Origin of the sequence: Nocardia brasiliensis ATCC 700358 (genome assembly GCF_000250675.2) — a bacterium.
Classification (GTDB): Bacteria; Actinomycetota; Actinomycetes; order Mycobacteriales; family Mycobacteriaceae; genus Nocardia; species Nocardia brasiliensis_B.
This window is the reverse complement of the sequence record NC_018681.1, coordinates 8111519-8135896: the sequence shown is the minus strand read 5'-3', so window position 1 is coordinate 8135896 and position 24378 is coordinate 8111519. Positions and strand designations below refer to the sequence as shown.

At 68.2% G+C, this 24378-nt stretch carries 27 protein-coding genes; 10 read left to right on the top strand and 17 right to left on the bottom strand.

Going from position 1 to position 24378, the window contains the following annotated elements; genetic code table 11:
- Positions 1-140: 140 nt before the first annotated feature.
- Positions 141-458, bottom strand: coding sequence for a hypothetical protein (locus tag O3I_RS36245; RefSeq protein WP_014988018.1), 318 nt, complete (start codon positions 456-458; stop codon positions 141-143).
- Positions 459-644: 186 nt separating this feature from the next.
- Positions 645-1157, bottom strand: a complete 513-nt coding sequence (locus O3I_RS36240) for a DinB family protein (protein ID WP_014988017.1) — start codon at positions 1155-1157, stop codon at positions 645-647.
- A gap of 313 nt (positions 1158-1470) precedes the next feature.
- Here O3I_RS36240 and O3I_RS36235 point away from each other — a divergent pair, with 313 nt between their 5' ends.
- From O3I_RS36235 to O3I_RS36225, 4 genes are all read left to right on the top strand, one after another.
- On the top strand, positions 1471-2508 hold the full coding sequence (locus tag O3I_RS36235; RefSeq protein WP_237748195.1) for a serine hydrolase domain-containing protein: 1038 nt from the start codon (positions 1471-1473) through the stop codon (positions 2506-2508).
- A 48-nt stretch (positions 2509-2556) separates the two neighbouring features.
- Complete coding sequence (locus O3I_RS36230; RefSeq protein ID WP_041564796.1) at positions 2557-3129, top strand: GNAT family N-acetyltransferase; 573 nt, start codon at positions 2557-2559, stop codon at positions 3127-3129.
- Between the two features lie 132 nt (positions 3130-3261).
- A complete protein-coding gene (locus O3I_RS46895; RefSeq protein WP_272944279.1) occupies positions 3262-3387 on the top strand; it encodes a hypothetical protein in 126 nt (41 codons plus the stop codon).
- Between the two features lie 77 nt (positions 3388-3464).
- On the top strand, positions 3465-4385 hold the full coding sequence (locus tag O3I_RS36225; protein WP_202804900.1) for an endonuclease/exonuclease/phosphatase family protein: 921 nt from the start codon (positions 3465-3467) through the stop codon (positions 4383-4385).
- Positions 4386-4401: 16 nt separating this feature from the next.
- On the opposite strand, the gene O3I_RS36220 is transcribed toward O3I_RS36225, so the two are convergent.
- Together O3I_RS36220 and O3I_RS36215 are read right to left on the bottom strand one after the other, a co-directional pair.
- Positions 4402-5778 carry an aldehyde dehydrogenase family protein gene (locus tag O3I_RS36220; protein WP_014988013.1) on the bottom strand — a complete coding sequence of 459 codons (1377 nt, stop codon included), beginning with the start codon at positions 5776-5778 and terminating at the stop codon, positions 4402-4404.
- Complete coding sequence (locus O3I_RS36215; protein WP_014988012.1) at positions 5778-6869, bottom strand: AMP-binding protein; 1092 nt, start codon at positions 6867-6869, stop codon at positions 5778-5780. Before O3I_RS36215 ends, O3I_RS36220 begins: the two co-directional genes overlap by 1 nt.
- A gap of 265 nt (positions 6870-7134) precedes the next feature.
- Here O3I_RS36215 and O3I_RS36210 point away from each other — a divergent pair, with 265 nt between their 5' ends.
- The gene (locus O3I_RS36210; RefSeq protein WP_014988011.1) at positions 7135-7719 is read left to right on the top strand and encodes an NADPH-dependent FMN reductase; all 585 of its coding nucleotides are present in this window, start codon (positions 7135-7137) and stop codon (positions 7717-7719) included.
- A 25-nt stretch (positions 7720-7744) separates the two neighbouring features.
- Here O3I_RS36210 and O3I_RS36205 read toward each other — a convergent pair whose 3' ends face one another.
- The 3 genes from O3I_RS36205 to O3I_RS36195 all read right to left on the bottom strand — a co-directional run bounded on the left by O3I_RS36205 (position 7745) and on the right by O3I_RS36195 (position 11025).
- Complete coding sequence (locus tag O3I_RS36205; protein WP_014988010.1) at positions 7745-9613, bottom strand: lipase; 1869 nt, start codon at positions 9611-9613, stop codon at positions 7745-7747.
- A gap of 106 nt (positions 9614-9719) precedes the next feature.
- Positions 9720-9980 (bottom strand): hypothetical protein, encoded by a 261-nt coding sequence (locus O3I_RS36200; RefSeq protein WP_014988009.1) that lies wholly within the window; start codon positions 9978-9980, stop codon positions 9720-9722.
- Between the two features lie 136 nt (positions 9981-10116).
- Positions 10117-11025: a DMT family transporter gene (locus O3I_RS36195; protein ID WP_141691916.1), complete on the bottom strand. Its 909-nt coding sequence runs from the start codon at positions 11023-11025 to the stop codon at positions 10117-10119.
- 64 nt (positions 11026-11089) lie between these two features.
- Between O3I_RS36195 and O3I_RS36190 the strand changes: the two genes are divergently transcribed.
- Positions 11090-11920: an AraC family transcriptional regulator gene (locus O3I_RS36190; RefSeq protein WP_014988007.1), complete on the top strand. Its 831-nt coding sequence runs from the start codon at positions 11090-11092 to the stop codon at positions 11918-11920.
- 3 nt (positions 11921-11923) lie between these two features.
- On the opposite strand, the gene O3I_RS36185 is transcribed toward O3I_RS36190, so the two are convergent.
- The 3 genes from O3I_RS36185 to O3I_RS36175 form a co-directional block, all read right to left on the bottom strand.
- Positions 11924-12532, bottom strand: a complete 609-nt coding sequence (locus O3I_RS36185) for a hypothetical protein (protein ID WP_202804898.1) — start codon at positions 12530-12532, stop codon at positions 11924-11926.
- Between the two features lie 26 nt (positions 12533-12558).
- Complete coding sequence (locus tag O3I_RS36180) at positions 12559-13419, bottom strand: NAD(P)H-binding protein (protein ID WP_014988005.1); 861 nt, start codon at positions 13417-13419, stop codon at positions 12559-12561.
- Between the two features lie 194 nt (positions 13420-13613).
- Positions 13614-14096 carry a MarR family winged helix-turn-helix transcriptional regulator gene (locus O3I_RS36175; protein ID WP_014988004.1) on the bottom strand — a complete coding sequence of 161 codons (483 nt, stop codon included), beginning with the start codon at positions 14094-14096 and terminating at the stop codon, positions 13614-13616.
- 74 nt (positions 14097-14170) lie between these two features.
- On the opposite strand from O3I_RS36175, the gene O3I_RS36170 reads away from it, so the two are divergent.
- Positions 14171-15628 (top strand): MFS transporter, encoded by a 1458-nt coding sequence (locus tag O3I_RS36170; protein WP_014988003.1) that lies wholly within the window; start codon positions 14171-14173, stop codon positions 15626-15628.
- A 60-nt stretch (positions 15629-15688) separates the two neighbouring features.
- On the opposite strand, the gene O3I_RS36165 is transcribed toward O3I_RS36170, so the two are convergent.
- Positions 15689-16651 carry a helix-turn-helix transcriptional regulator gene (locus O3I_RS36165; RefSeq protein ID WP_014988002.1) on the bottom strand — a complete coding sequence of 321 codons (963 nt, stop codon included), beginning with the start codon at positions 16649-16651 and terminating at the stop codon, positions 15689-15691.
- Positions 16652-17057: 406 nt separating this feature from the next.
- Between O3I_RS36165 and O3I_RS36160 the strand changes: the two genes are divergently transcribed.
- Positions 17058-17705 (top strand): TIGR03086 family metal-binding protein, encoded by a 648-nt coding sequence (locus O3I_RS36160; RefSeq protein ID WP_041563092.1) that lies wholly within the window; start codon positions 17058-17060, stop codon positions 17703-17705.
- A gap of 87 nt (positions 17706-17792) precedes the next feature.
- Here the strand turns inward: O3I_RS36160 and O3I_RS36155 are convergent, their stop codons facing one another.
- From O3I_RS36155 to O3I_RS36130, 6 genes are all read right to left on the bottom strand, one after another.
- Complete coding sequence (locus O3I_RS36155) at positions 17793-18767, bottom strand: glycine betaine ABC transporter substrate-binding protein (RefSeq protein ID WP_014988000.1); 975 nt, start codon at positions 18765-18767, stop codon at positions 17793-17795.
- Positions 18764-19546: an ABC transporter permease gene (locus O3I_RS36150; protein WP_014987999.1), complete on the bottom strand. Its 783-nt coding sequence runs from the start codon at positions 19544-19546 to the stop codon at positions 18764-18766. Before O3I_RS36150 ends, O3I_RS36155 begins: the two co-directional genes overlap by 4 nt.
- Entirely contained in the window at positions 19543-20778 is a 1236-nt protein-coding gene (locus O3I_RS36145; protein WP_014987998.1) for an ABC transporter ATP-binding protein, read from the bottom strand. The genes O3I_RS36150 and O3I_RS36145 overlap by 4 nt, the downstream gene beginning before the upstream one ends.
- On the bottom strand, positions 20771-21427 hold the full coding sequence (locus tag O3I_RS36140) for an ABC transporter permease (RefSeq protein ID WP_041564792.1): 657 nt from the start codon (positions 21425-21427) through the stop codon (positions 20771-20773). Before O3I_RS36140 ends, O3I_RS36145 begins: the two co-directional genes overlap by 8 nt.
- A gap of 127 nt (positions 21428-21554) precedes the next feature.
- A complete protein-coding gene (locus O3I_RS36135) occupies positions 21555-21947 on the bottom strand; it encodes a type II toxin-antitoxin system VapC family toxin (RefSeq protein ID WP_014987996.1) in 393 nt (130 codons plus the stop codon).
- Complete coding sequence (locus O3I_RS36130) at positions 21944-22195, bottom strand: type II toxin-antitoxin system VapB family antitoxin (protein ID WP_014987995.1); 252 nt, start codon at positions 22193-22195, stop codon at positions 21944-21946. The genes O3I_RS36135 and O3I_RS36130 overlap by 4 nt, the downstream gene beginning before the upstream one ends.
- A gap of 149 nt (positions 22196-22344) precedes the next feature.
- Here O3I_RS36130 and O3I_RS36125 point away from each other — a divergent pair, with 149 nt between their 5' ends.
- Positions 22345-22962 carry a CHAP domain-containing protein gene (locus O3I_RS36125; protein ID WP_014987994.1) on the top strand — a complete coding sequence of 206 codons (618 nt, stop codon included), beginning with the start codon at positions 22345-22347 and terminating at the stop codon, positions 22960-22962.
- A 221-nt stretch (positions 22963-23183) separates the two neighbouring features.
- Positions 23184-24311: a hypothetical protein gene (locus tag O3I_RS36120; protein WP_014987993.1), complete on the top strand. Its 1128-nt coding sequence runs from the start codon at positions 23184-23186 to the stop codon at positions 24309-24311.
- Positions 24312-24378: the final 67 nt, after the last annotated feature.

Genomic DNA, 24378 nt, shown 5'->3' with positions numbered 1-24378 from the left:
AGTAGACGATCGCCGTGTACTCGGATGACCGCGCACTTGGGCCCGCCGGAGCGGCCGCGTGGAGCGGGTGGCGGGAAGGCAGGCCGCAGGTGATTGGAGCCGTGGGCGTGGCGCAGAGGTGGCAGCGCGGGTCGAGGGATCTAGGCTTGGATCACCTCTACCTTGACGAGGGCGTTGAAGGAATCGCAGCTGGCCCAGGATTGGTTTTGGCCGTATTGGGCCGGGCCGTATTTCCAGTAGGTGAAGGGGACGGGCCAGGCTACGCAGGTGAGTTTGACCTGGTGCCAGGTGGGGAGTTCGCAGTTGGCCATGCCGCCGGTGTTGAAGATGTTGTAGACGTGGCATCTGGCTTCCCAGACCGGTACGTCGGCCTGGGCCATGCCGCCACCGGCGAACACTGTGGCCGCGGTGGCGGTGGCAACGACGGCCCCGGCCGCAAGTCGCTTCGCAGTTAACATCTCGAACCTCCTGAATCGATGTTGTGTGGATCACATCGCAGGTGGTTCGCGTTCGTTACTCATAGGGCTTTGACGTGCTCGGACAAGGATGGGCGGCCTAGCGTGGGCCTGTCACGCTCGCCTGGATCAAACGATTCGGCTGCTACGGACCGGGTATCGGCTATCCCGTAGCGAAGGGGGGCCTCGCTATTCCCCCGTCTGTCCGTCGATGGCTTCGCGGAGCAGGTCGGCGTGGCCGTTGTGGCGGGCGTATTCCTCGATCAGGTGGATGAGGATCCAGCGCAGGGAATAGGTTTCGCCGTTCGAGGGGCGGGTGGCGGTGGTGTCGAGGGGCGGGTTGGTGGCGAGGATGTCGCGGGAACGGTCACATTCGTTGCGCCACAACTGGATCGAGGCGGTCGGGTCGGCGTTCTCGACCTGGAAGTCGGTGTCTTCGGCGGGATCGGTGGCCCAGTACAGCGAGGGTGCCGCCACGCCCTGGTAGACGCGGGTGAACCAGGTGCGCTCCACCTCGGTCAGGTGGCGGACCAGGCCGAGCAGGGAGAGGGTGGACGGCGGCACCGCCTGCCGCCGCAACTGTTCGGCGGTGAGCCCGGAACACTTCCAGTCCAGGGTGTCTCGCTGGAATTGGAGAAAGCCGACGAGCATCTCGTACTCGCCCGCCACCAGGGGTGCTTCGCTGCGCTGACCTGACTCCATGCCGTCATCATGCCGGGCAGGTCCGACATCGGCACGCTGATCAGCACCAGCGGAAAGCCGACCGGCGATGACCGCGGGCAGGGTGGGGCCAGCACTACCGGAAAGAAGGGTGTTCGCTGGATGGGAGGGCGACGGCGCGGCTCGTAGCGTGATCGGGGTGTGGGAAGCGAATCGGTTGCGTAACAGGGTTTGTTGTCGGTTGTCCGCTGCCGTGGCGGTGGCGGGAGTGTTGGTAGCGGGGTGCAGTTCTGCGGAAAGTGTCGGCGGTGCAACAGCATTCGGTGCGACCGGACAGGCGCAGGTGGTCGAGGGCTTGAATCGCCTGATTTCCGACGATCACCTGCCTGGCGCACAGGCGGTGGTGAGTGAGCGGGGGCAGGTGTGGACGGCGCACGCGGGGCTGGGGGATGTCGAGCGCGGCACACCGATCGCGGACGATGCGCGCATCAGGATCGGCAGCAACACCAAGCCGTTCGTCGCCACGGTCATGCTGCAACTGGTGGCCGAGGGCAAGGCCGAGCTGGACGCGCCGGTGGAGCGCTACCTCCCGGGGCTGGTGCACGGACCCGGCATCGACGGCACTCGGATCACGATGCGAAATCTGTTGCAGCACACCAGCGGGCTACCGGAGTACGCGGCGGAGTTCGGGGCGACACCGAAACCGGGACAGGTCGACACGCATGCCGAGCACGTGCGGTGGGAGATCACCGATATCCACGAGGTGGTGCGCAATGTCTTGACCGTGCCCGCGGACTTCGAGCCGGGTGCGCGCTGGGCCTACTCCAACACCAACTACGCCATCGTGGGCATGGTGATCGAGAAGATAACCGGCGGCTCGCTCGGCGAGGAGATCACGCGCCGCGTCATCGAACCGCTCGGATTGCACGACACCTACTACCCGGATGCCGCGGAGACCGACATCCGCGGTCCGCATCCGGTGGGCTACGCCGTGTTCGGCGGGGACCGGGTCGACTACACACGACAGAACGTGTCGGTGGCCGGTGCGGCGGGTGCGATGGTGTCGACCGGCGCGGATCTCAACCGGTTCTTCACCGCGCTGATTAACGGTGAGCTGGTGCCGCCCGCGCAGCTAACGGAAATGAAATGGACTGTGCCACTGGAGGTCTCGGGGCCACCGGCCGGTTACGGACTCGGCCTCATGCAACGCCGGTTGCCTTGTGGCAAGGACAGCTGGGGCCACGGCGGTGACATCGACGGGTTCGAAACCCGCGGTGGTGTGACCGAGGACGGGCGGGCGGTGACGGTGAGCATCAACCAGGTGCCCGAAACCGCCCAGCCCACAGCAGATGTCATGAAGGTCGTCGACGCGGCACTCTGCGCCACGAACTGAACCGGCTACGGTTGTCGGCAGAACCGGCGTGTGAAGGTGAGGTCGATCGTGCTTTCTCTCCCGTTGACGGAGTCCGCCCACCTCGGCCCGCTGGAGCCGTGGCAGGCCGAGGAGTTCGCCGCGCATCTGGATCGGGCGCGCGAGCACATCCGGCCGTGGGTGAGCGCAGCGTTCGTCACCGACGATGTGGCCGGTGCGCGGGGCACGCTGCGCCGCTACGCCGACGGGCAAGCCGCGGACGGCCGACGCCTGTACGGGATTTGGCGGCACGGCGTGCTGGTCGGCGGAGTGCTGTTCGTCGATTTCGACGCCACCACGGGTTCCTGCGAGCTCGGTTGCTGGCTCGAGCCGGCCGGCGAGGGGCACGGGCTGGTCACCGCGGCCTGTGGCGCACTGCTGGATTGGGCGTTCGGCGTGCGCGGCCTGCATCGCGCCGAATGGCACTGCCGCGCGGACAACGAGCGCAGTTCCGCCGTCGCCGAGCGACTCGGCATGACACTCGAAGGTGTGTCGCGCGCGGCCTGGCGCTACGGCGGCGCCTGGCACGACGAACAGATCTGGGCGATTCTCGCCACTGAATGGACTGCGCCGTCGGCGATTACCCGGGGCACCGGGCGGTAACGAGGACGGGTCTTCCCTCGATCGAAGTATGCGGACGTTGGTCCGCATACTTCGAGCCACCTTGCGGGTGGGGGTGCTGCCGCGGCAGCAGAGGGAGACGAGGTTCGGATGATCCGCGCAGCCGGATGGCAAGTGTCCCGAGCCGATTCGGCCGGTCACCACCTGCCCATGCCGCCGGTCACCACATCGGTGGCGCCCACGTCGGCGGCCACCACCTCGGCCGCACCGGCGGTGACGACGAGCCCGGCGGCGAAGTAGCCGAGACGGTGGAATCAACACGGAATCCACACAGGATGGACACAACTGCGCTGGTACGCGCGTCTACTGTGTGGGCGGTGCGATGGAAAGCGATTGCGGCCTGGGGCGCGGCTTTACCAGGTGCGATCTGGGTGGTCGTGCGGATCGGCGGGTTCGACGCCTGGTATCCGATGGTGCAGCTGATCGCCTTCACGCCCTATGTGGCCGCGCTGTCCGTGGTGCCGCTGTTGTGGACAGTGCTGCTGCGGCAACGGTATCCGGCGCTGGTCTCGGCCGTGGTCGTGATCGCGTTGGCTTTCTGTGTGGTTCCGCGTTGGCTGGAGGACGGTGACGCGCTGCGTGGCGCGCGCGGCCCGGAACTGCGCGTCATGTCGGTGAACGTTCTGATGGGCCGGGTGGACCCGGCCCGTTTGGCCGACCTGGCCAGGGACGCCGATGTCGTTGCGGTGCAGGAGTTGACGCCGGAGTTCGCCACCGCGTTCGCGAAGTACTTCCCGCACCGCGTGAGCTATCCCGCCGCGGGCGTGGGCGGTTCAGGCGTCTTCGCTCGAATCCCGTTGCGGGACGCGGGCGTACGGCACAACCCTTGGGGGTTCACCCAGGCGATCGCCGAACTCACCGACTACGGCGTGTTCGTCGAGTCGGCGCATCCGGCGGCGCCGTCGAGCCGGGAGGCGATCGAACCGTGGCGGGAGAGCTTCCGCCGCCAGCAGCGCGCCACCCCCGACGGCCCGCTACGCATCCTGGCCGGCGACTTCAACGCCACCCTCGACCACTCCGTGATGCGCGACCTACTGCACTCCGGTTACCGGGACGCGGCCCTGGTGCGCGGCAAAGGGCTGGTCGGCACCTGGGGACCTTACGACGGCGACAACATCCCCCCGGTGACCCTGGACCGGGTGCTCGCCGACAACCGCATCGGCGTCCGGGACCTACGCATCCTGGACCTCCCCGGCTCGGACCACCGCCCGGTCCTCGCCGTCTTGGTGCTGCCCTAGGGCCACGATTTCCGGATCACTGCGACCGGATCATTCCTTTCGTGCGCATGAGGAACTCGCCGAGATAGCCGTCGTGCGGTACTCCGGGACGCAGCCATGTGGTCGGGTTGTCGCCCAGGTAGAGATTGGTGATCGACGGTTCGTCGAGCAGCGCGTCGATCAGACTGCGCCGGTGCGTCATTGCCGTCAGCACCAGGGAATTGCGCAGCGGTGCAACGCCGTCCAACGGCGACCAAGGGCCCACCCACACACAGGGGAAAGCGAGTTCGACATCGAGCTGTGGGGCGTCGCTGCGGTCCACGAGATGCACAGCGGGCCGCAGCACCGCGCCGCCGGTGGGCAATTCGTCGACGATGGTGTCGCCGCCGAGCAGGGGCCGGGCCGCACCCGCGACCCGGTGCAGGTACCGATCGGTGGCGCGGGCCGAGTCGATGGGCTGCACGGTGAGGATGGCCGCCGGGTCGTGCGCGGGCAGGCTCGCTATTTTGGCCAGCTCGGCGGCGAGCGCCCTGGCCAGCGGTTCGGGGTCGCCCTCGACGAGCACGGCGGTGGTGCAGGTGCATGCGGTGCCGCCGAGATGGCTTACCGAGCCTGCGATCAGCTCGATCTTCTCGCGCCAGTCCACGTCTGCGGTAACCAGAACCTTGGATCGGCCCGGCCCCTGGGTGAGTACTCGCGAACTGGCACCGTACTTTTCGACCACGTCCTGTCCGCCGTACACGATCGCGAAGTCCGCTTCGTCGACGATGATGTCGGCAGCCGCGTAGTCGGTGGGCAGCAGGGTGAGCAGGGCCGGTGGCATCCCGGCCGCGCGCAACGCGCTGACCAGGCGGACGGCGGTGAACGGCTCACGGGTCGACGGCCGCACCGCGACCTTGTAGCCCATCGCCAGCGCCTCAGGCCAAAGGCCGTGTACCGCAGGCGTATTCCCGGCGGCGTGGACGGCGAAGAGATCACCGCGCCGGGTCCACACCGCGGAGCCGTGCAGGGTCTGCGGATCCTGCCAGTCGCCCACCGCGCCCTTCGGCATGGCGAGTTCCATGGTGTCGCGTTGCTCGCGCAGCACGTCGGCGACCCACTGCACCGACTGCTGCACGACGGCCAGCGGCACGCCGGAGGCGAGGGACACCAGACGCGCGTAGTCGGCCGGCCCGAGTCCGTCGATCTCACCGTGCTGGAACAGTTCCGCAGCCCGTTCCAGCACGTCGAAGCGGTCGGCGGCGGGTAGCACCGGCGCCTTGCGCATGGCCGCGAGGGTGCGTCTGACGTACAACGCGGGTACCTGGCTGATCTCGCCGATCTGCTTGCCGGACAACGCCGTCAGTGGCTTGCGTTCGCGGGATCGATAGGCGCCGTTCGGGCCGAGGGCGTCGATCTGGATGAACTCGCTCATCAGTACACGCCCTCGATGACCTCGGTGTCGTCGAAGGTCCGGACCGGGCCGACGTCGGCGACCGAACAACCCAGCGCGGGTGCGGGCGGTTCGACTTTCATAGCCAGGTCGCGTTCGACATTGTTGGGGATCAGTGCGTATTTGCTGAGGTGGTTCATCACGACTTGCCCGCGCTCGCCGTACTCGACATCGGCGCCGGTGACCGGATCGATGACGCGAAAGGCGATGTAGGGGCTCGGCGGATCGAACACCGGGAGCCCGTCCGGGCGTTCCTCGTCTCGCTCCCGGGACATGCCGAGAATGGTGGTACTGCCGTAAAGCCCTTTGAGCGGGATATTCGGGAAGATCTCTTCCCGGAAGAGTGCGCGCGAATCCGCGTCCATATGCGCGCCGCTCCAGCAGATGAACTCGACGTTCTTGCGCACTCTTTCCACGAGGTCGTCGCGGCGGGCGATTCGCTCCAGCAGCGGCGGTGTGGTGACGAGAATTCCGACGGATTGGGTGTCGAGGATGTGTGCGACCTGGTCGATCACGTGTTCGGCGTAGCGCTCGGTGTTGTCGGTGTCACCGCGTCCGATCATCTGCTTTATCCAGCGTGGGTCGAGGTCGATGGTGAACTTCACCCCGTGGTGCCTGCGTGCGCGACGTTCGGCGAACTCGCCGAACATGTGTGGCCCGCTGGGCGTGACGGCCAGCGTGTTCATCGTGCCGAGGCCGGCGTAGTGATGTTCGTCCCAGCTCAGCGCGAAATCCATCCACCGGTCGAACATGACGAACCGCTTCGGCGCGCCGGTGGTGCCGCCGCTCTCGTAGACCCCGGCGATCTCCCGGTCCGCGCCGTTCAGCCCGCGCGGAATCAACTCTTCGATCGGGGTATCGCGAAACTCGTTGACAACGTTGGGAAAGCGGGTGAAATCTTCGAACGTGCGCACCTCGGCTATCGGATCGAAATCCAATGTCCGGGCGCGGTGCAGCCAGTACGGGCTCCCGGTCTCCTCGCTGAAGTGCCACCTCATCAATGATCGGATGAATTCATCCGGATGGTGTGCCGCATACTCGTGGGCGGTGAGATCCAGAATTTTGGGTCGCATGCGCGGCCTCCAGATAAGTGCCCCGAACTGGGGAATCATGGTCGAACGCAGTAATACTGCCGGGTGCGTTCGGCGTGGAATTCCTGATGTGCCGCAGTTCGATCCCCCGATAGAAAGACCGAGGAGCGCTTGCGGGTGCTCGAGCGATCGCGCGGCCGGCCGTGGTCGGCGCACGGTCAGCCGCTCGACCAGGCCGCCTTGACTTCAACCTTTGTTGATGTTCGAAGCTTGCCGTCATCACCCGAATACCTCGAAAGGAATTGTGATGACGGAGAATCCGGTTCGGCTGGCAGTGATCCTGGGTAGTACCCGGGCGGGGCGCTTCGGGCCGACGGTGGCCGACTGGTTCGTTCGGCGCGCCGAACAGCGGACCGACGTCGCGGTCGAGTTCATCGATCTGGCGCAGGATCGCTTGCCCGCGCAGATGTCGCACGAGCCCGAACCGGAAGAGGCGCGGGCGCTGCACTCCGTCGGGTCGCGGCTGACCGCGGCGGACGCGTTCGTCATCATCACGCCGGAGTACAACCACAGCTACCCGGCGGCACTGAAGAACGCGATCGACTGGCATTTCACCCAGTGGCAGGCCAAGCCGGTCGGATTCGTTTCCTACGGGGGTGTTTCCGGCGGCCTGCGTGCCGTGGAACATCTGCGGCACGTCTTCGCCGAACTACACGCGGTCACGGTGCGGGACACGGTGAGCTTCCACGGCGCGGCCCAACTCTTCGACCAGACAGGCGAACTCACCGAGCCCGCGGCGGCAGAGCTGGCCGCCGATCAGCTGCTCCACCAGATTGTCTGGTGGGGAACGGCTTTGCGCTCGGCCCGGGCCGAGCGCCCGTACGTCGCCTGATCGTCGGCGACGCACCGCGGCAGGGTCAGTGTTCGGCGAGCCCGGCGGGCAGGGCCTGGCCACAGGTGCCGGGCGGGGACTGACCCGCCAGGCGAGCGCTGAACCAGTCGAGCACCTTGGGGGCGACGGCCTTCTCGTTGTCGTTGTCGTGGCCGACACCGGGATTCCACTGCGTGGTGACGTCGATGCCCGCCGCGCAGTAGCGCTGCGCGAGCGCGGCGGTGAATTTCGCCGGAACCAGTTCGTCGTCGAGACCGTGCGCCAGATACACCGGAATCCCCGGCGGCATGTCCGGTGCGCGGTTCTCCTCGAAGGCTTTTCGCCAGGCTGGGTCGGCGAGCGGGTCGCCTTTGAAGTAGTCACCCATGCCGGGGAGCGCGGTGAGCCGGGGCAGCAGCGCGCTGAAAGGGGTTGCGGCGCAACCGGCCGCGGCGATCTCGCGGTTGCGCAGCGCGGCTTGCGGCGTCAGCAGCGCGTTGGGATCGAGGTTCGGGTACACCTTCGGGAACTGGGTGGTGAGGAACGGGACGACGGCCCAGCCGTCGACGAGTTGCGGCGGCCGGGCTTGCAGGATGCCTGCGATATCCGAGGCGGCGGCGTTCGCGGCGTCGGCGACCAGGTGCAGTTCGGGCGCGTAGCCGGGCGTCAACGCGGCTGCGGCCAAAGAGATGAGGCCGCCCTGGGAGACTCCGTAGATGACCATGTCGGTGCCGGCGCCGGTGCCGGGCAGGTTGCGGGCGGCGCGGGCGGCGTTCACGGCGTCGCGCCCTTGATCGGCGGTGACCAGGTAGTGCTCGCCGTCGCCGGTGCCCGCCGCGCCCGCGTAGTCGCTGGCGGCGACCACCCAGCCGCGGTCGAGCGCGCCGTCGAGCCACGGCCGCATGGTCGAGGCGAAATCGGCTTGCCGGCTCGGCGCGCAGTCGGCGCCGAGACTGACGGTGCCGTGCGTGTAGTTGAGGATGGGCCGGTTCGCGGCCTGCCCGAGCGGTGCGATGACCACGCCGGAAGAGACCGTCGGCCGTCCCTGGCCGTCTTGGGACCAGTACAGGACGCGCCAGCCCTGCCCGCGCACACCGGGCAGCGGCAGCGGCGCGGAACGAATCACCGTGCCGGGAGCGGCGGGGGAAAGTCCTTGCGGCACTGCGTAGAACGCGGCCAGCCGCCCCTGCTCGTCCTGCTGCCGCGCGGCCTGGGTGACGATCGTGCCGTACCAGCCGAGGGCACCCGCGAGCACGATCAACTGCACGCCGACCGACACCGGACGCCACCAGCGCAGTGTGCTCGCCCGAGGTAGCGGAGCGGTCAAGCGCGCGCCGCGCACCACCATCGCCGCACCGGTGACCAGCAGCGCGAGAATCGTCCACGCGGTGAAGTCGAGCCCCGTCCGATAGGGCAATGTCGCGAGGACCAACCCGGCGAGCACCTGCCACCCGGCCAGGGCGGGAGACGAGACCAGCACATCGTCACGTTGTGCGCCGGCGACCAGCCCGCAGACCCCGAGCGTGACGAAGAATGTTCCCGCCCATACGAAAGCCAGCGATACCGGCATCGAGAGCGCGGCGACACCGGCTACGGCGAAACCTGCGGCCACCAGTGCTTCGACCGCCAGCGCACGGCCGCGGCGGGCCCGGTGACGGGTCTGCGCGTCGGCCTGCGGATCCGGCTTGCGCACCGGTGTCAGCGTGCCCGTCTCCGGTTCCGCCGGTACCCGCCGCGCCCACCACCAACGCCATGCCGCCGACGCGCCCAGCGCCACCATGGCGACGGCGACGACCACGCGCCCCGCGGTCAGCGAGACGCCGAAGGGCGAGTACAGCAGCGCACCCGCCAGCAGCACGGCCAGCCCGGGCAGCCACCAGGCGATGCCGCGCAGGTCCCATTTGCCACCGCTCACCTGTGGCCTCCGTCCCTCGGTTACGTGGCAAAAGCTCGTATCCGACAACTCTACGGACGGGGCGGAACCGGTCTATGTGATCTTCGCCGGGTGTCTGCCGTGCAGGTCACAGCTGGTGTGCCCGGTACCGGTGCCACCGCCGCCGGGCCCAGTTGCGGGCGACGGGGCTCAGCGCGAGAACCGGGAGCAGCAGCACGAACCCGACCACCGCGGCGGGAATCACCAGGTAGATGAGCAACTCGCCGAGCACCTGCAGGACGGTGGGAATCGCGAAGGGAACGGCCAGCACCGCCAGGGCGATCGCGAGCGGGTAGGTGCCGCCCGCGGCCGCGGCGATCGCGCCGAACGCGAATCCGGCCGCGAGCACGAGCCCCAGCAGAGCGACGAGATAGTTGTCCCACCACGCGTGTTGTTTCGTAGGAATCGAAGCGCCTCCGTTGTCGTGCCCGACCCAGCCGCAGAGCCTAGCGGCGCGGCGTCTCGTCGACGCCGGGTTCCACGGATCACGTTGCCGGGGACAGGGTCTCGTCCTGGTTCAACGTCGGCGTCGCGGCCGGGGGCGTGGCTTTACGGGTGCTCAGCCAGGCGCCGACGAGCATCGCCGCCGCGCCCACCGCCTGCACCGGAGCGATCGTCTCGCCGAGCAGGACCCATGCGCAGGCCAAGCCGAAGGCCGGCACCAGGAACATCGCCGTGGACGCGGTGGCCGGACCGACCTGTCCGACGGCGCGGTAGTAGAGCACGTAGGCGAGGGCGGTCGGCAGTATGCCGAGATAGGCCTGGTTGAGCCAGAATCCGGGGCTCAGCTCCGACCACGCGACGGCGGGCAGGACGGGCGCGGCGAGCAGGCCGAGCACCGCGGTGCCCGCGGCGGTGGCGTAGACGGTGACGGTGGGCGCGGCATGTCTGGCCAGAATCGGCGCACCCAGCATGGTGTAGCCGGCCCAGCAGGCGGCCGCGGCGACGAAGGCGAGATCGCCGAACAGGCGCTGCCCGCCGGCGGCCGGGATGCCCAGGAAGAACACCACCCCGCCGACTACCGCCACGGTCAGACCCAGCGCGCCGGACCGGGACAGCCGAGTGCGGCCGAGCGCGCTCAGCACCGCGAAGGTGAGCACCGGCGCCGTCATCGGCACGATCACGCTGCCGTCCGCCGCGGGCGCCAGCGACAGGCCCAGGAAGAAGAAGAGGTTGTAGCCGAAGACGCCGATCAGCCCGAGCCCCGCGATGCGGGTGAACTCCGCCGCGGGCAACCGCGCCGGACGCAACACGACGATCAGCACCAGACTGCCGATCAGAAACCGCAGAAACCCCGCCACCTCGTGCGGCACGTCGTGCACCGCCAGTTTCGACGAGGCGAACGCGCTGCCCCACAGCGCCATGACCAGTACGAGCATCAATCGAATACGCACGGGGCCGATCCTCGTGCGCCGACCGGGTCGCGGTATTGAACGCTGGTGCGGCGACAATGGTGGGGTGGCGGCGGGTGAATGGGTGACGTACCGGCGGATGCCGGACCGTCCGGTCGAGGTGATGCAGGCGCATTTCGAGCGACACGTCTATCACCTGCACAGCCACGAGACGTACTCGTTCGGGCTCACCAGGTTCGGTGCGCAGAGCTTCGATTGCCGGGGCGCGTCCCGGGTCAGCGCGGCGGGCATGGTGATGGCGTTCAACCCCGACGAGCCGCACGACGGGCACAGCACCACCGAGCTGGGTTTCACCTATTCGATCGTGCACATCGGCACCGAGTTGATCACCGATCTGCTGACCGAACAGTCCGCGCGGCCGACCGGTCTGCCGCTGTTCGCCGATCCGGTACTGGACGATCCGCTGCTGTCCCGGGCGCTGTCCAGATTGCACGCGAGCCTCTGGCAGCCCGGCAGCGAGCTGGTGGCGGACGAGGCGCTCGGTGCGACGGTCGCCGCGCTGGTGCGTCGTGGCGCGCGACGGCCGCTGGTGCGGTCGGGCACCGGCGGGGGCGGGGTAGGCGTGGACATCGCCCGCCGGGTGCGGGCCGTGCTCGACGACCGCTATCTCGAGCCGCTGTCCATGGACGATCTCGCCGAGGCGACCGAGTGCAGCCGGTTCGCCCTGTACCGGGCGTTCCGCGCCAATTACGGTCTGGCACCGAGTGATTACCAGCGGCTGCTCCGCTTGCGTGCCGCGCGCCGCTCGATCGCGGCGGGCCGCCCGGTCGCCGCGGCGGCCGTCGCCGCGGGCTTCGCCGACCAGGCGCATCTCACCCGTTGGTTCCGGCGGTGCTACGGCATCACCCCCGGCGTCTACCTGAGCGCCGCGAGCTGACCGCTAGACGACGGGTTCGACGGTCGCACCGGCGAACAGGACGAAATCGGCGGTGTCGGTGAAGTCCGGGGCGTTTTCCTCGCCGACATAGAGGTCGAGGTGGTGCGGGCCGCCGAAGCCCGGGATGAACTCGTCGCCGACGAACCATTCGGCGGACCGGAATCTGGCGCACGCGTCGGCGGCTTCGGGATCGATGATGCCGCAGTCGGTCAGGCGCAGCCGGGTGCCCGGGTCGAGCCCGTCGGCGGCGGCGCTCTGAAACGGCCGCAAGATGTCGCCCGCGGCGTCGCGCGGCGCGGAGTCGAGCCAGAAACCGGTGTCGTAGGACCAGTTCAGGTACGTTCCCGCGTGCGCGCCGCTGGTGATCCGGCCGGTCCCCTCTTCACGCACCGCGGCGATGAAATCCGATGGCAGCAGGCCTATTTCGGCATCGGGATCGGTGCAGTCGGCATCGGCGCAACCGCGTACCGGCTCGCGCGGGCCGTCGTGGTAGGACTCGACCGCGGTGTAGTTCACCGTGACGGTCCAATCGGCCCACTCGTCCGCGCCGAAGTTGGCCTCGCACCCCGCCGCGAGCACCGACACGGCGAGCAACCCCACACCCAGCCTCACGCTGCGATCCTACGGCGGTCCCGCGGTCAGGCCGCGCCGAGCTGGAATTCGGCCGCGTGGTCGGTGGCCCACTGCCGGAAGGTGCGCGGCGGCACCCCGGTGATCCGCTCGACGCTGTCGTGCACGACGGAGGTGAACGACGCCAGCGCGGTGGCGCGCAGCGCCATGATCGCGTCCGCCAGCTCGGCAGGCACGCCGTGGTCGAGCAGAGACCGCCGCGCCTGCTCCGGCGCGACCTCCCGGAATTCGAGCGTCCGGCCGAGGATCTCGCCGATGATCGTGGTCTGCTCGCCGGGCGAAAGCGCTTGGGGCCCACTGAGGGTGTAGATCTGCCCCACGTGCGCGTCGGTGGTCAGGGCGGCCGCGGCGACGGCTGCGATATCGCGTGGATCGATGACGGCGATGCGGCCCTGGCCGTAGGGCGCGTGCACGGCGTCGTGTGCGCGGATCGTGCCCGCCCAGTGCAGTGCGTTGGACATGAAGCCCAGCGGACGGAGGACGGTCCACGCCACGCCGGACGCCCGCACCGCCGCTTCCCCGGCACGATGCCAGGCGGGGATGGGATCGGTGGCCGTCTCGTCACCGGCACGACCCGACGACAGCTTCACCAGGCGGGTGACCCCCGCGGTGGCCGCCGCTGCGGCGACCACGGCGTCGTGCTCGGGAATCGCGGGTCCGGTGGACAGCAGGAAGACGCGGTCGACGTCTCGCATGGCGGCGGCCACCGCGGTCGCGTCGCCCAGATCGGCACGGACCACCTCGACGGCGGCGGGCAACCGGGCGGACTCCGGCCGTCTGGTGACCGCGCGCACCTGTTCACCTGCGGCGAGTAGCTGCTCGATCAGGGCCCGGCCGACCGTTCCCGTGGCACCGGTAACGAGAATCATGATGTGGCTTCCTTTTTCGCGGGGCGGGTGCTCGGATCGAGCACGCTGCGCCGGAGCCAGCATCGATCGGCGCCACGATCTGCTCCATTCATCCACCGGTTATCGGTGGAAAAGCTCCATGGCGCGTGCTGATTCGAAAGGAATCGCCGCACGGACGACCTCGTCGGCCCGTGGATCCGCCATCCGGCGGCGGGTCAGCGCACCTCGGGAGGGCGGGGCCAAGGGTTGTCTTCGAGGTGCTCGACGGACTGGTTGAAGCGGGCGATGAGTTTGCCGAGCTGGTCGATATCGGTGCCGGGCCAGTCCGCGACCACGGCTCCGATACCGTCGTGGCTCTGCCTGCGATCGGAGGCCAGCGCTTCCAGTCCCTTGGTGCTGGCCCGGATCTTGCGGGCGATACCGCCCTCGGGGTCGGGCACGCGGTCGACGAGTCCTTGCTTGAGCATCGCGGCGACCTGGCGGTTGATCGTGGAGATGTCGAGCTGGAAGGCCTCGGACAACTCGCGCAGGCTCAGCGGATCGTCGCATTCCAGCCTGGTCAGGATGAGGAAGGCCGAGCGATCGAGCTGGAAACCCGGTCTGCGCAGCAGCGACGCGGGGAAGTGCCGGGCGAGCAGGGTCAGCTCGTAGACCAGGCGGGGGAGCGCGGCGGCGTCGGCTGAACCGGAATCGGACATGGCCACACTATGTCGTGTGCGTCACGCCGATATCAAATTGTGCACCATACACATCGTGTGTAGCGTGCACATTTGTGAGTGTTGCTGCCGACGCGTCTTCGACCGTCTCCGATACCGACGACCGACGGCGTCCGGCGCCGGCCGTGCTGATCGCAACCCTCGGCATGGTCGGTGTCGTCGTCTCGCTCATGCAGACGCTGGTCATCCCGATCATCCCGTCGTTGCCCACGCTGCTGGACACCTCGGCGGCCAACGCCTCGTGGGTGGTCACCGCGACCCTGCTGGCCGGCGCGGTGGCGACGCCGATCAGCGGTCGGCTCGGCGACATGTTCGGCAAGCGCCGCGTGCTGTTCGCCAACCTGCTGCTGCTGGTCGCGGGTTCGGTCGTGTGCGCGACGTTCTCCTCGCTGGTCCCCGAGATCGTCGGGCGCTCGCTGCAGGGCGCGGCGGTCGGTGCGATCCCGCTGGGCATCAGCATCATGCGCGACGAACTGCCCGCCGAGAAGGTCGGTTCGGCCATGGCGATCATGAGCGCCACCCTCGGTGTCGGCGGCGCCCTCGGCCTGCCGCTGGCCGCGGCCATCGCGCAGAACGCCGACTGGCACATGCTGTTCTGGACCGCCGCCGGGCTCGGTGTCATCTGTGCCGCACTGGTTTTCGTCTTCGTGCCGGAGTCGCCGGTGCGCACCCCGGCCAAATTCGACTTCGGTGGCGCGCTCGGTCTGTCGATCGCGTTGCTGGCGTTGCTCATTCCGATCACCAAGGGTGCGGACTGGGGTTGGGCGAGCGCGCCGACGCTGATCCTGTTCGCGGTGTCGGTGGTGGTGTTCCTCGGCTGGGGCGCGTTCGAACTCCGGCAGCGTTCGCCGCTGGTCGACTTGCGGGTCTCGGCGCGGCCGCGGGTGCTGTTCACCAACCTGGCCTCGATCGCCGTGGGCTTCGCGCTCTACGGCATGTCGCTGACCTTCCCCCAGCTGCTGATGGCGCCGGAGCAGACCGGCTACGGCTTCGGCCTGACCATGGTCAACGCCGGATTGGCGTTGGCGCCCACCGGTTTCGTGATGATGCTGCTCTCGCCGGTGTCGGCGCGACTGTCCGCGGCCCGCGGCCCGAAGATCACCCTCGCGCTGGGCGCTGCGGTGATCGCGGCGGGCTACCTGTGCGCCGTGGTGCTGATGAACAGTGTCTGGGAGATCATGGTCGCGTCGATGATCGTCGCGGCGGGCGTCGGCCTGGCCTACGCCGCGATGCCCGCGCTGATCATGGGCGCGGTGCCGATCACCGAGACCGCGGCGGCGAACGGCCTGAACTCGCTGATGCGCTCGGTCGGCACCTCCACCTCCTCGGCCGTGATGAGCGTGGTGCTGGCGCATATGACCATGCAACTCGGCCCGCACGTGCTGCCCTCGCGCGACGGCTTCCACACCACCTTCCTCATCGCGACTGCGGCGGCCATCGTGGCCATCGTGCTCACCGCGTTGATCCCGATGCGCCGGGCCGCCGACGCGGCCACCAAGGTCGGGCACGCCTGAGCGGAACGTCGTTGGGGCCGAATCGAGTTCGCTCGGTTCGGCCCCTTTCGTATGTCCGGTTCAGTCCGGCGGAACGGCCGCGGTGTAGCGGCGGGCGAGGGTGCGGATGTGCGCGACCAGCTCCGGCGGTTCCTCGACGCGGAAGTCCATCATCAGCATGCTGAGGTAGATGGCGATGGTTTCCAGCGCGTCGGCCCCGGTCAGCAGCACGCAGGTGTGCTCGTCGACGGCCTCGACCACGCCGACCGCGGGATTGATTCTGGCGATGACGGTTTCGGCGGAGGCGAGCACCGTCACCCGGGCCTGCACCTGCCAGCCGGTGGTCGCGATATGCCGCATCACGAACGCGACCAGGTCGTCGTCGGGCAGTCCGCGGGCCGCGAACCGACGGCTGCCGGTGCTCGCGCGCCGCACCCTGGCGACGGGAATCGCGCTCCAGGAATGGGTTTCGAGCAGATAGGCGACGAGGTACCAGCGGCGCTGCCAATTGATCAGCCGATAGGGCTCGATTTCCCCGGACTGTTCGTCCTGTTCCACGACGACGGTGGCGCCGTCGCGGATCGCACTGGCCAGCGTGGTCAGCACCGCGGCGGGAACCGGCGCGTCGGGCTCGCGTGAGCCGGTGGTGGCCGGGCCGATCGCGGTGGCCTCGCGGAGCGCGGTCACCTTGCGCTGCAAGCGTTTCGGCAGGATCTGGTCCAGTTTGGCGAGCGCCCGCGTGACGTGGTCGCCGATATCCGCGATGCCGGTGGCGCCGTCCTCGGCGAGGCCGACGGCCACCGCGACCGCCACCGCCTCGTCGTCGTCGAGCAGCAGCGGCGGCATCGTGGTGCCGCGACCGAGCCGGTAGCCGCCCACCGACCCGCGTTGCGCCTGCACCGGATAGCCCAGTTCGCGCAGGCGCTGGATGTCGTGGCGCAGTGTGCGATCGGTGATCTGCAAGCGCTCGGCCAGTTCCCGCCCGGTGTGCGCGCGATCTTGGAGCATGGCCAGCAAACGCAATACCCGCACTGTGGTCGGCATCACATTTTTCCCGTCGTCATATTAGGAACGATATTAGCCTAATGGCCGCATAAGCTCATGTCAGAAGCAAGAAGCAAGAAGCAAGAAGCAAGAAGCAAGAAGCAAGAAGCAAGAAGCAAGAAGCAAGAAGCAAGAAGCAAGAAGCAAGAAGCAAGAAGCAAGAAGCAAGAAGCAAGAAGCAAGAAGCAAGAAGCAAGGAAAGCAAGAAAGCAAGAAAGCAAGAAAGCAAGAAAGCAAGAAAGCAAGAAGCAAGAAAGCAAGAAAGCAAGAAGCAAGAAGCAAGAAGCAAGAAGCAAGAAGCAAGAAGCAAGAAGCAAGAAGCAAGAAGCAAGAAGCAAGAAGCAAGAAGCAAGAAGCAAGAAGCAAGAAGCAAGAAGCAAGAAACAAGAACTCGAAAGGCTCCGACATGAACGCCACCAACACCGCCGCCGCGACCCTCAGCCCCGTCTGGCGCGCCGTGCTCACCGACTCCTACCGTGCCCTGGCAACCGTCGTCGCCGGCGTCGGCGCCGACCAGTGGCAGCTGCCGACCCCGTGCTCGGAATGGAACGTGACCCAGGTGGTGCAGCACGCGGCGGGCGATCAGCTGGCCTTCGCGCAGTTCCTCGGCATCGGCACCGGCCCGGCCTTCAACCCCTTCGAGCCGTCGGGCAGCATCGACGGTCCGGCGCAGGCCCTGGTGGACGACGCGATCGAGCAGACGACCACGGCGTGGGGGACGGTCGCCGACGGCACCGAGACGGTGCCGACCCCGCTGCCGCACGGTGCGCTCGCCACCCCGGTGGCCGCCGTGATGTGCGCGCTGGACGCCGCGGTGCACGCCTGGGATATCGCGATCGCCACCGGTCAGCCGTCCCCGCTCACCGACGAACTGGCCGGGCGCCTGCTCACGGCCGCCCGTGCCCTGCACCCCGCGCCGGGCAGCGGCCAGGAAGCCGAGATCGTCGAGCCGCTGCGGCAGTGGGGCGCGTACGCGGCCGTGGTCGACGGCAAGCCGGACGACACCGAGGTCGCCGAACTGCTCCGCTACCTCGGTCGCGATCCGCGGATCTGAACTCGGACAAGACCTTTGATGTCCCGCATGCGGAATCGGCGACGATTTCGGCTGCGGGACATCACAGTGTTTGTGTGGCACCGCCGTTCAGCGAGCGGTGACGAAGCCTTCGGCGACCATCCAGTCGCGGGCGACCTCGGCCGGTTCCCGGCCCTCGACGTCGACCTGCCGGTTCAGCTCGGTGATGGCCTCGTTGGTCAGGCGTTTCGAGATCGGCTCCAGGATGGTGGCGACCTGGGGGTGCGCGTCGGCGAAGGATGCGCGCATCACCACGGCCGCATTGTATTTCGGGAAGAATGCTCGATCGTCTTGCAGCAGAACCAGATCCAGTGCCGGGATGCGGCCGTCGGTGGCGGCGACGGAACCGAACCGGCACTGTTTGGCGTCGGCGACGGCCTGATAGACGATCGGATCCTGGACGATCTGCTTGCGCACCTTGCCGGTGTCGATGTCGTACTTGCGCGCCATGCCGGGGTATCCGTCCTGGCGGACATTGAATTCCGTGCCGACGCAGGTCGCCGCGGCCTCGGGATCGGTGCCGACCAGTTTCGCGTAGTCCGACAGGGTGCGCACGCCGGTGCGTTGCGCGGTGGCCGAACTCGTCACCAGGGCGTAGGTGTTGTTCATCGGGGCCATGGCCGTCCAGACCATGCCGTGCGCGTCCAGATCGGCCGCGCGCACGGCTTCGAACTGACCGAGCTCGTCCGGGATCGGTTGTTCCTTGCCGAGATAGTTGACCCAGCCGGTGCCGGTGTAGTCGTAGGCCACATCGATCTGACCGTGCAGCTGCGCGTCGCGCAGGCTGTTGGAGCCCTGGATGTTCGTCAGGTCGCGGACCTCCGCGCCCGCCGCCGACATCGCGAATTCGATGAGATAGCCGAGGATGTTCTGCTCGGTGAAGTCCTTGGACCCCACGATGATCCGCACGCCGTCGAGTTCGGGCACGGGCTGGATGCTGCCCGGACCGACCCGAAGCGGTACCGCGGCACCGGATTCCAGCCCGCACGCCGCGAGCAGCAGTAGCCCCGTCGCGAGCGCCAGACCCCGCCATCGCCGGTTCACCGCAGCCCCCTCGGTCCGAGGAACTGTTCGGCGAGCGCGCCGAGCCAGTCGACCAGCAGCGCGAGGGCCACCGCGAGCACCGCGCCGACCACCAGCGTGACGTTGTCGCGCAGCTTGTAACCGGTATCGATCAAAATGCCGAGACCACCCGCGCTGACCAGGAACGACAGCGTCGCGGTGCCGACCGCGAGTACCAGCGAGGTGCGCAGCCCGGCCAGGATGTAGGGCACCGCGAGCGGAAACTCGATGCGGCGCAACACCGTCGCCGCCGACATGCCCTGACCGCGGCCGGCGTCGATGAGCGTGCGATCCACCTGCTGATAGCCCAGGATCGTGTTGCGCAGCACCGGAAGCAGCGAATAGAACGCGATCGGCGCGACCCCGATCCAGAACCCGGTGGTGCGGGTCGCGAGATAGAACAGCACGATCAGGCCGATCGCGGGGGCGGCCGCGCCGATATTCGCGATGCCCACGAAAAGCGGTGCGACGCGGCGGTATCCGGGTCGGCTGAGCACGGTGCCGAGCGGCACCGCGACCGCCACGACGATCAGTACCACGGTGGCCGTGATCAGGATGTGCTGCCAGGTGACGGTCACGATGTTGCCGGTGTTCAGGCTCGCCTGCTGGGTGACGGTCAGGTCCCTGGCGAAGGCCCACACCAGCACCCCCGCGGTGAGCAGGACGACGAGCACCGGCTGCGCGATCAACCGGATCCGCTCGGCTCGGCGCTGCGCCGCGGGTCCGGCGACGGTCGGTGCGGTGCCGGCGGTCGCGGTCACGGCGCGTCACCCGCTGCGGGGCCGCCGGTTTCGGGGGCCCGGTCGCGACCGGGTGTGCTGCCGGAGCCGTGTTCGGCCCGCATCGCCGACAGGTGCGCGACCAGGGTGTCGATGGTGATCAGCCCGACGTACTCGCCGCGTTTGCCGGTGACCACCGCGTTCGCCGTCTGGTCGGCGAGCAGCGCTTCCAGCGCGTCCTGCAGGGTGGAGCGCAGCGACAGCGGCTCGCCGATCGCGAACCCGGTGTCGCGCAACGAGTTCGCGTGCGCCAAGTGATCGGTCGAGACCCAGCGCAGCGGCCGCCGCTGCCGATCCAGGATCAACGCCCACGGCCAGTCCCGCTCGGCGAGCGCGGTGCGCAGGCCATCGACCGGTTCGTCTTCGACGGCGGTCGGGCACTGGGCGAGTTCGGCGTCTTGCACGCGCGTGAGCGTCAGCTGTTTCAGTGACGCGTCGGCCCCGACGAAGCCGGCGACCGTCTCGTCGGCGGGATCGGCGAGAATCGCGGCGGGTGTGTCGTACTGCAGGATGCGCGAGCGGCTGCCCAGTACGGCGATGCGGTCGCCGAGCTTGACCGCCTCGGTGAAATCGTGCGTGACGAAGACGATGGTCTTGCCCAATTCGCCTTGCAGGCGCAGCAATTCGTCCTGCAGCAGGCCGCGGGTGATCGGGTCGACCGCGCCGAACGGCTCGTCCATCAGCAGCACGGGCGGGTCGGCCGCGAGCGCGCGGGCCACGCCGACGCGCTGCTGCTGGCCGCCGGAGAGCTGGCGCGGATAGCGGTGCCGGTAGGTGTCCGGATCGAGGCCGACCAGGTCCAGCATTTCGTCGGTGCGGGCCGCGATCCGCTTGCGATCCCAGCCGATCAGCCCGGGCACGGTCGCGACGTTCTTGGCGACCGTCATGTGCGGGAACAGCCCGGCCTGCTGAATCGAATAGCCGATGCCGCGGCGCAACTGGTCGGCGTCGATCGAGGCGGCGTCGCGTCCACCGATCGTGATGGTGCCCGAGGTCGGTTCGATCAACCGGTTGATCATCCGCATGGTGGTGGTCTTGCCGCAGCCGGACGGGCCGACCAGCACGACGATCTCACCGGCGGGGATCGTCATGGACACCCGGTCGACGGCCGGATCGCGTTGACCCGGATAGTGTTTGGTGACCGCGTCGAGCACGATCTCCTCGCCGGACACCGCCGTCGAGGCGGCGCCGGAACGGGTTTCGGTGTCAGTCACGGATTCCCCTCGAGGTGGTGAGACGTCCGAGCAGGACGTAGATCCCGTCCAATACCAGTGCGAGCACGACGATCAGGACGGTGCCGACGAGCGCCTGCGGCACCGCGTTCGGGCTGCCGAGACGGCCGAGGCCGGAGAAGATCAGGTTGCCCAGCCCCGGCCCTTTGGCGTACGCCGCGATGGCGAGGATGCCCATGGACAACTGGGTGCTGACCCGCATACCCGTCAGGATGGCCGGCCAGGCCAGCGGGAGTTCGATGGCGGCGAGCACGCGCAGCCGGTTCATCCCCACGCCGCGGGCCGCGTCGGTGACCGCGGGATCCACCGAGGAGAGTCCGATGATGGTGTTGCGCAGGATCGGCAGCAGCGCGTAGAGCACCAGCGCGGTGATGGTCGGGCCGACGCCGACGCCGAGGCCGAGAATCGGAATCAGCAGGCCGAGCAGGGCGAACGACGGCACGGTGAGAATCGCGCTCGCCAGGGCCGTGGACAGCGAGGACCCAAGGGGACTGCGGTGCACCAGAATTCCGATCAGCACCGCGACGATCGTCGCCAGCAGCACCGATTGCAACACCGCCGACACATGCAGATAGGAGTCGATGAGCAGCTGATGTCGCCGGTGTACTACGAAGGTCCACAGCGTGTCCAGGGTCGTACCTCCCCGTCGCCCGGTTTTCCGGACCCTATCGCGGATTCCCGCCCGAGGGAGGGAAATACGGGCGGCGTGGCGGGTGGTGCGGCGGCCCGGGCCGCCGCACCACCGGTTCAACGAGACATCAGACCGCGGATCTGATGTCGGTGTGCACGAAGTCGTTGCCCTTGTAGAGCAGCGGCTCCTTGGTGACGGTGGCGAGTGCGTAGGCGAAGCAGTCGCCGAGGTTGAGCTGGGCGGGATGCCCACTGCCCTTGCCGAAATCGCGGTATGCGGCGCGGGCGATCACTGCTTGTTCGAGCGACACCGGAACGAGCTCGATACCTGCTCGTTCCATCAGTTGTTCGGTGCGCCGTGCGAGCACCGGATTCGGGTGACGGTCGACCTTGATGGCGACCTCGAAATGGTTGACCACCGACATCGAGATGCCTCTGGTCGAGCCCAGAATCTTGGTGAACGAATCGGATTCGGGTTCGCCGTTGACGATGGCGAGCAGGGCGGACGCATCCATGATCATGCGGGCAGCCCCTCGTCGTCGTAGAGATCATCGGTGGTCAAGGGTGGGTAGCCGGACTCCCTCACGATGGCGTGCATATCCGCCGAGATGGTCCGTAGATCGTCGAGCACAGTTTCGTGCTCGGCATCGAGTTCTTTCAACATGCGTTTCAGTGCCTCCTCGATTACGCCGGTTTGCGTCATCCCCGTCCGCTCCGCTGCTTCACGCACCAAGGCGTGCACCTGTTCGTTCTTGATATTCAATCCCATATCTACCATCCTGTAGCGGGGTGGTAGAAATCTACATCAGCCGCTGGGGTGAGAGCAAATCGTTTTTTCACCGGGAACCGTTCGGTCCACCCGTTCGTAGAATTCAGCAAGGGTCACGAGCGAGGTGACCGTGACGAACCGGGGAAGTGATGTCCGAGCAGCAGGTCGGTGCCGTGGCTCGACGTGGGCGGGTGCGAGTCTGGCTGGTGGCCGCGGTAGTCGCCGCCGCGCTGGTGGCCGCAGGGGTGGTCGGTGTGCGGTGGTGGCAGGACCGCACCCATCCGCCCGCGATCGCGGGCGAGCGGCTCACCGCGTTCCCCGCGATCGATCGTTCGGCTCTCGAGCCGACGCAAGCGCGGGTGATCGCGGTGGCGGAGCGGGAGTTCCGGTCGCCGGGTGCGGGGGAGAAGTACGCCGAGGGGGTGCGGGAACCGTGGTGTGCCGACTTCGTCAGCTGGGTGATGCGCGAGTCCGGCGTACCGCTGGCCAACCCGAATTCGGGCTCGTGGCGAATCCCCGGCGTCTACACCCTGCGGGAGTTCTACACGGGCGCTGACCGATTCGTCCGTTTCGGCGACTATCGACCGCGCACCGGTGACGTGATCCTCTACAGCGATGCCAGTCCGTTCAACCAGCACACCAACATCGTGCTGAAAGCCGACGCGGAGACCGTGACGACGTTGGGCGGCAACGAGTTCGGCGAAATCGGCCTGCACACGTTCCGGCTCGCGGAGGTGCCGGGGATCGTCGGATTCGGGCGGTTGTGAACGGCGCCGCGGCCACTGAGCGGCAACAGGCATTCCAGCGGGTGCGCAATTAGTTCTACGATAGAAGCGGCGGCGCCCGGCAGCGCCGTCGCCGATCCCCGCCCTGTCTCCCCCTCATCGACAGGACGGGGATCTCGGGTTCAGCCGCGCGCAAGTTCCGGGCAATGTCGGTCGCGTACCGTGTCGGATGTCCATCGAGTGGTGAGGTTCCGGAACAACTGATGCAGCCGACCGACGAAACGAGCAGCGATCCCGACTGGATCGACTACGCCGCCTTCGGTGAGCGCTTCGTCACGCACGCGGTGACGAAGGACCGGGTCGAGGCCGCGGTGGCCGGCGTGACCGGGCGCGGCATGACGATCGGGCCGTTCTCCCTCGGCCCGGCCGGACTCGCCGGGTTCGTCGCCGAGGGCAAGGTCGGCACACCGGAGGTGTTGCACAGCGGCCCCGATGTCACATTCGAGGTCACGGTGCCGGTGTCGTTGGCGCTGAAGGTGCTGCTGGGCGGCAAGAAGCTGCGGCTCGAGGCACGGGTCGAGGTCGACCTGACCCTGCACGCGCGCACCGCCGACCCGCTGCTGATCGTCATCGATATCCCGCCGATCACCCAGCGCGACATCAGCTTCGTGCTGCGGGCCCAGGCCGAGGATTCGGCGTTGGAAATGCTGCTCGATCCGATCGCGGGTCTCGTGCAGCGGGAGGTCGCGTCCCGGGTGAACGGCATGCTCGCCGATCCGCAGGCCCGTCGCGCGCGCGTGTTCGACGTGGAAGCGCTGGTCGGCGGAACCCGGTCCGAATATCGGGAACAGGCCGAATTCGACTGGATCGGCTACGACGAATTCGGGCACCGGTTCTTCTCCCGCATCGTCACCCGCGATCGGGTGCTGCACGTGGTGGAGAAGATGGCGGGACGGCCGATCGAGGTCGGCCCGCTCAAGACCGGGCCGCGCAACGCGGCGACGGTCACCGTGCGCGGCACCATCCGAGTGCCACAGCTGGCCGACAAGGCCGATACGCCACGGGCTTTCGACCTGACACTGCCGGTCAGCCTGGACATCACCGTCGACGTGCTCAAGGCCAACCGCTACCGCGCCGACGTCGAGGTACCGCTGGTGCTGACGGCGCGTGCCGCCGATCCGTTGCTCGTGATCATCGACGTGCCGCCGCCGGATCGGGACGAGATCCGGCTGGAGTTCAAGGCGCACGGCGTGCGCGCGGCCACGCTCGGCGCTCTGGCCGGCATCAAGAAGCAGGTCATCGCGCAGGTCGCCGGGGTCGTCGGCAAGGAGCTGGCGGACAGCTCCGGCCGGACCATCGACGTCGCGGCTCGCATCGACGGCACCGCGTAAACCCTGCTCGGCGCACTCGGGCGTGTGACCAATGTGAACAGCTGTGTCCCGTGGGTCTAGCGGTTCC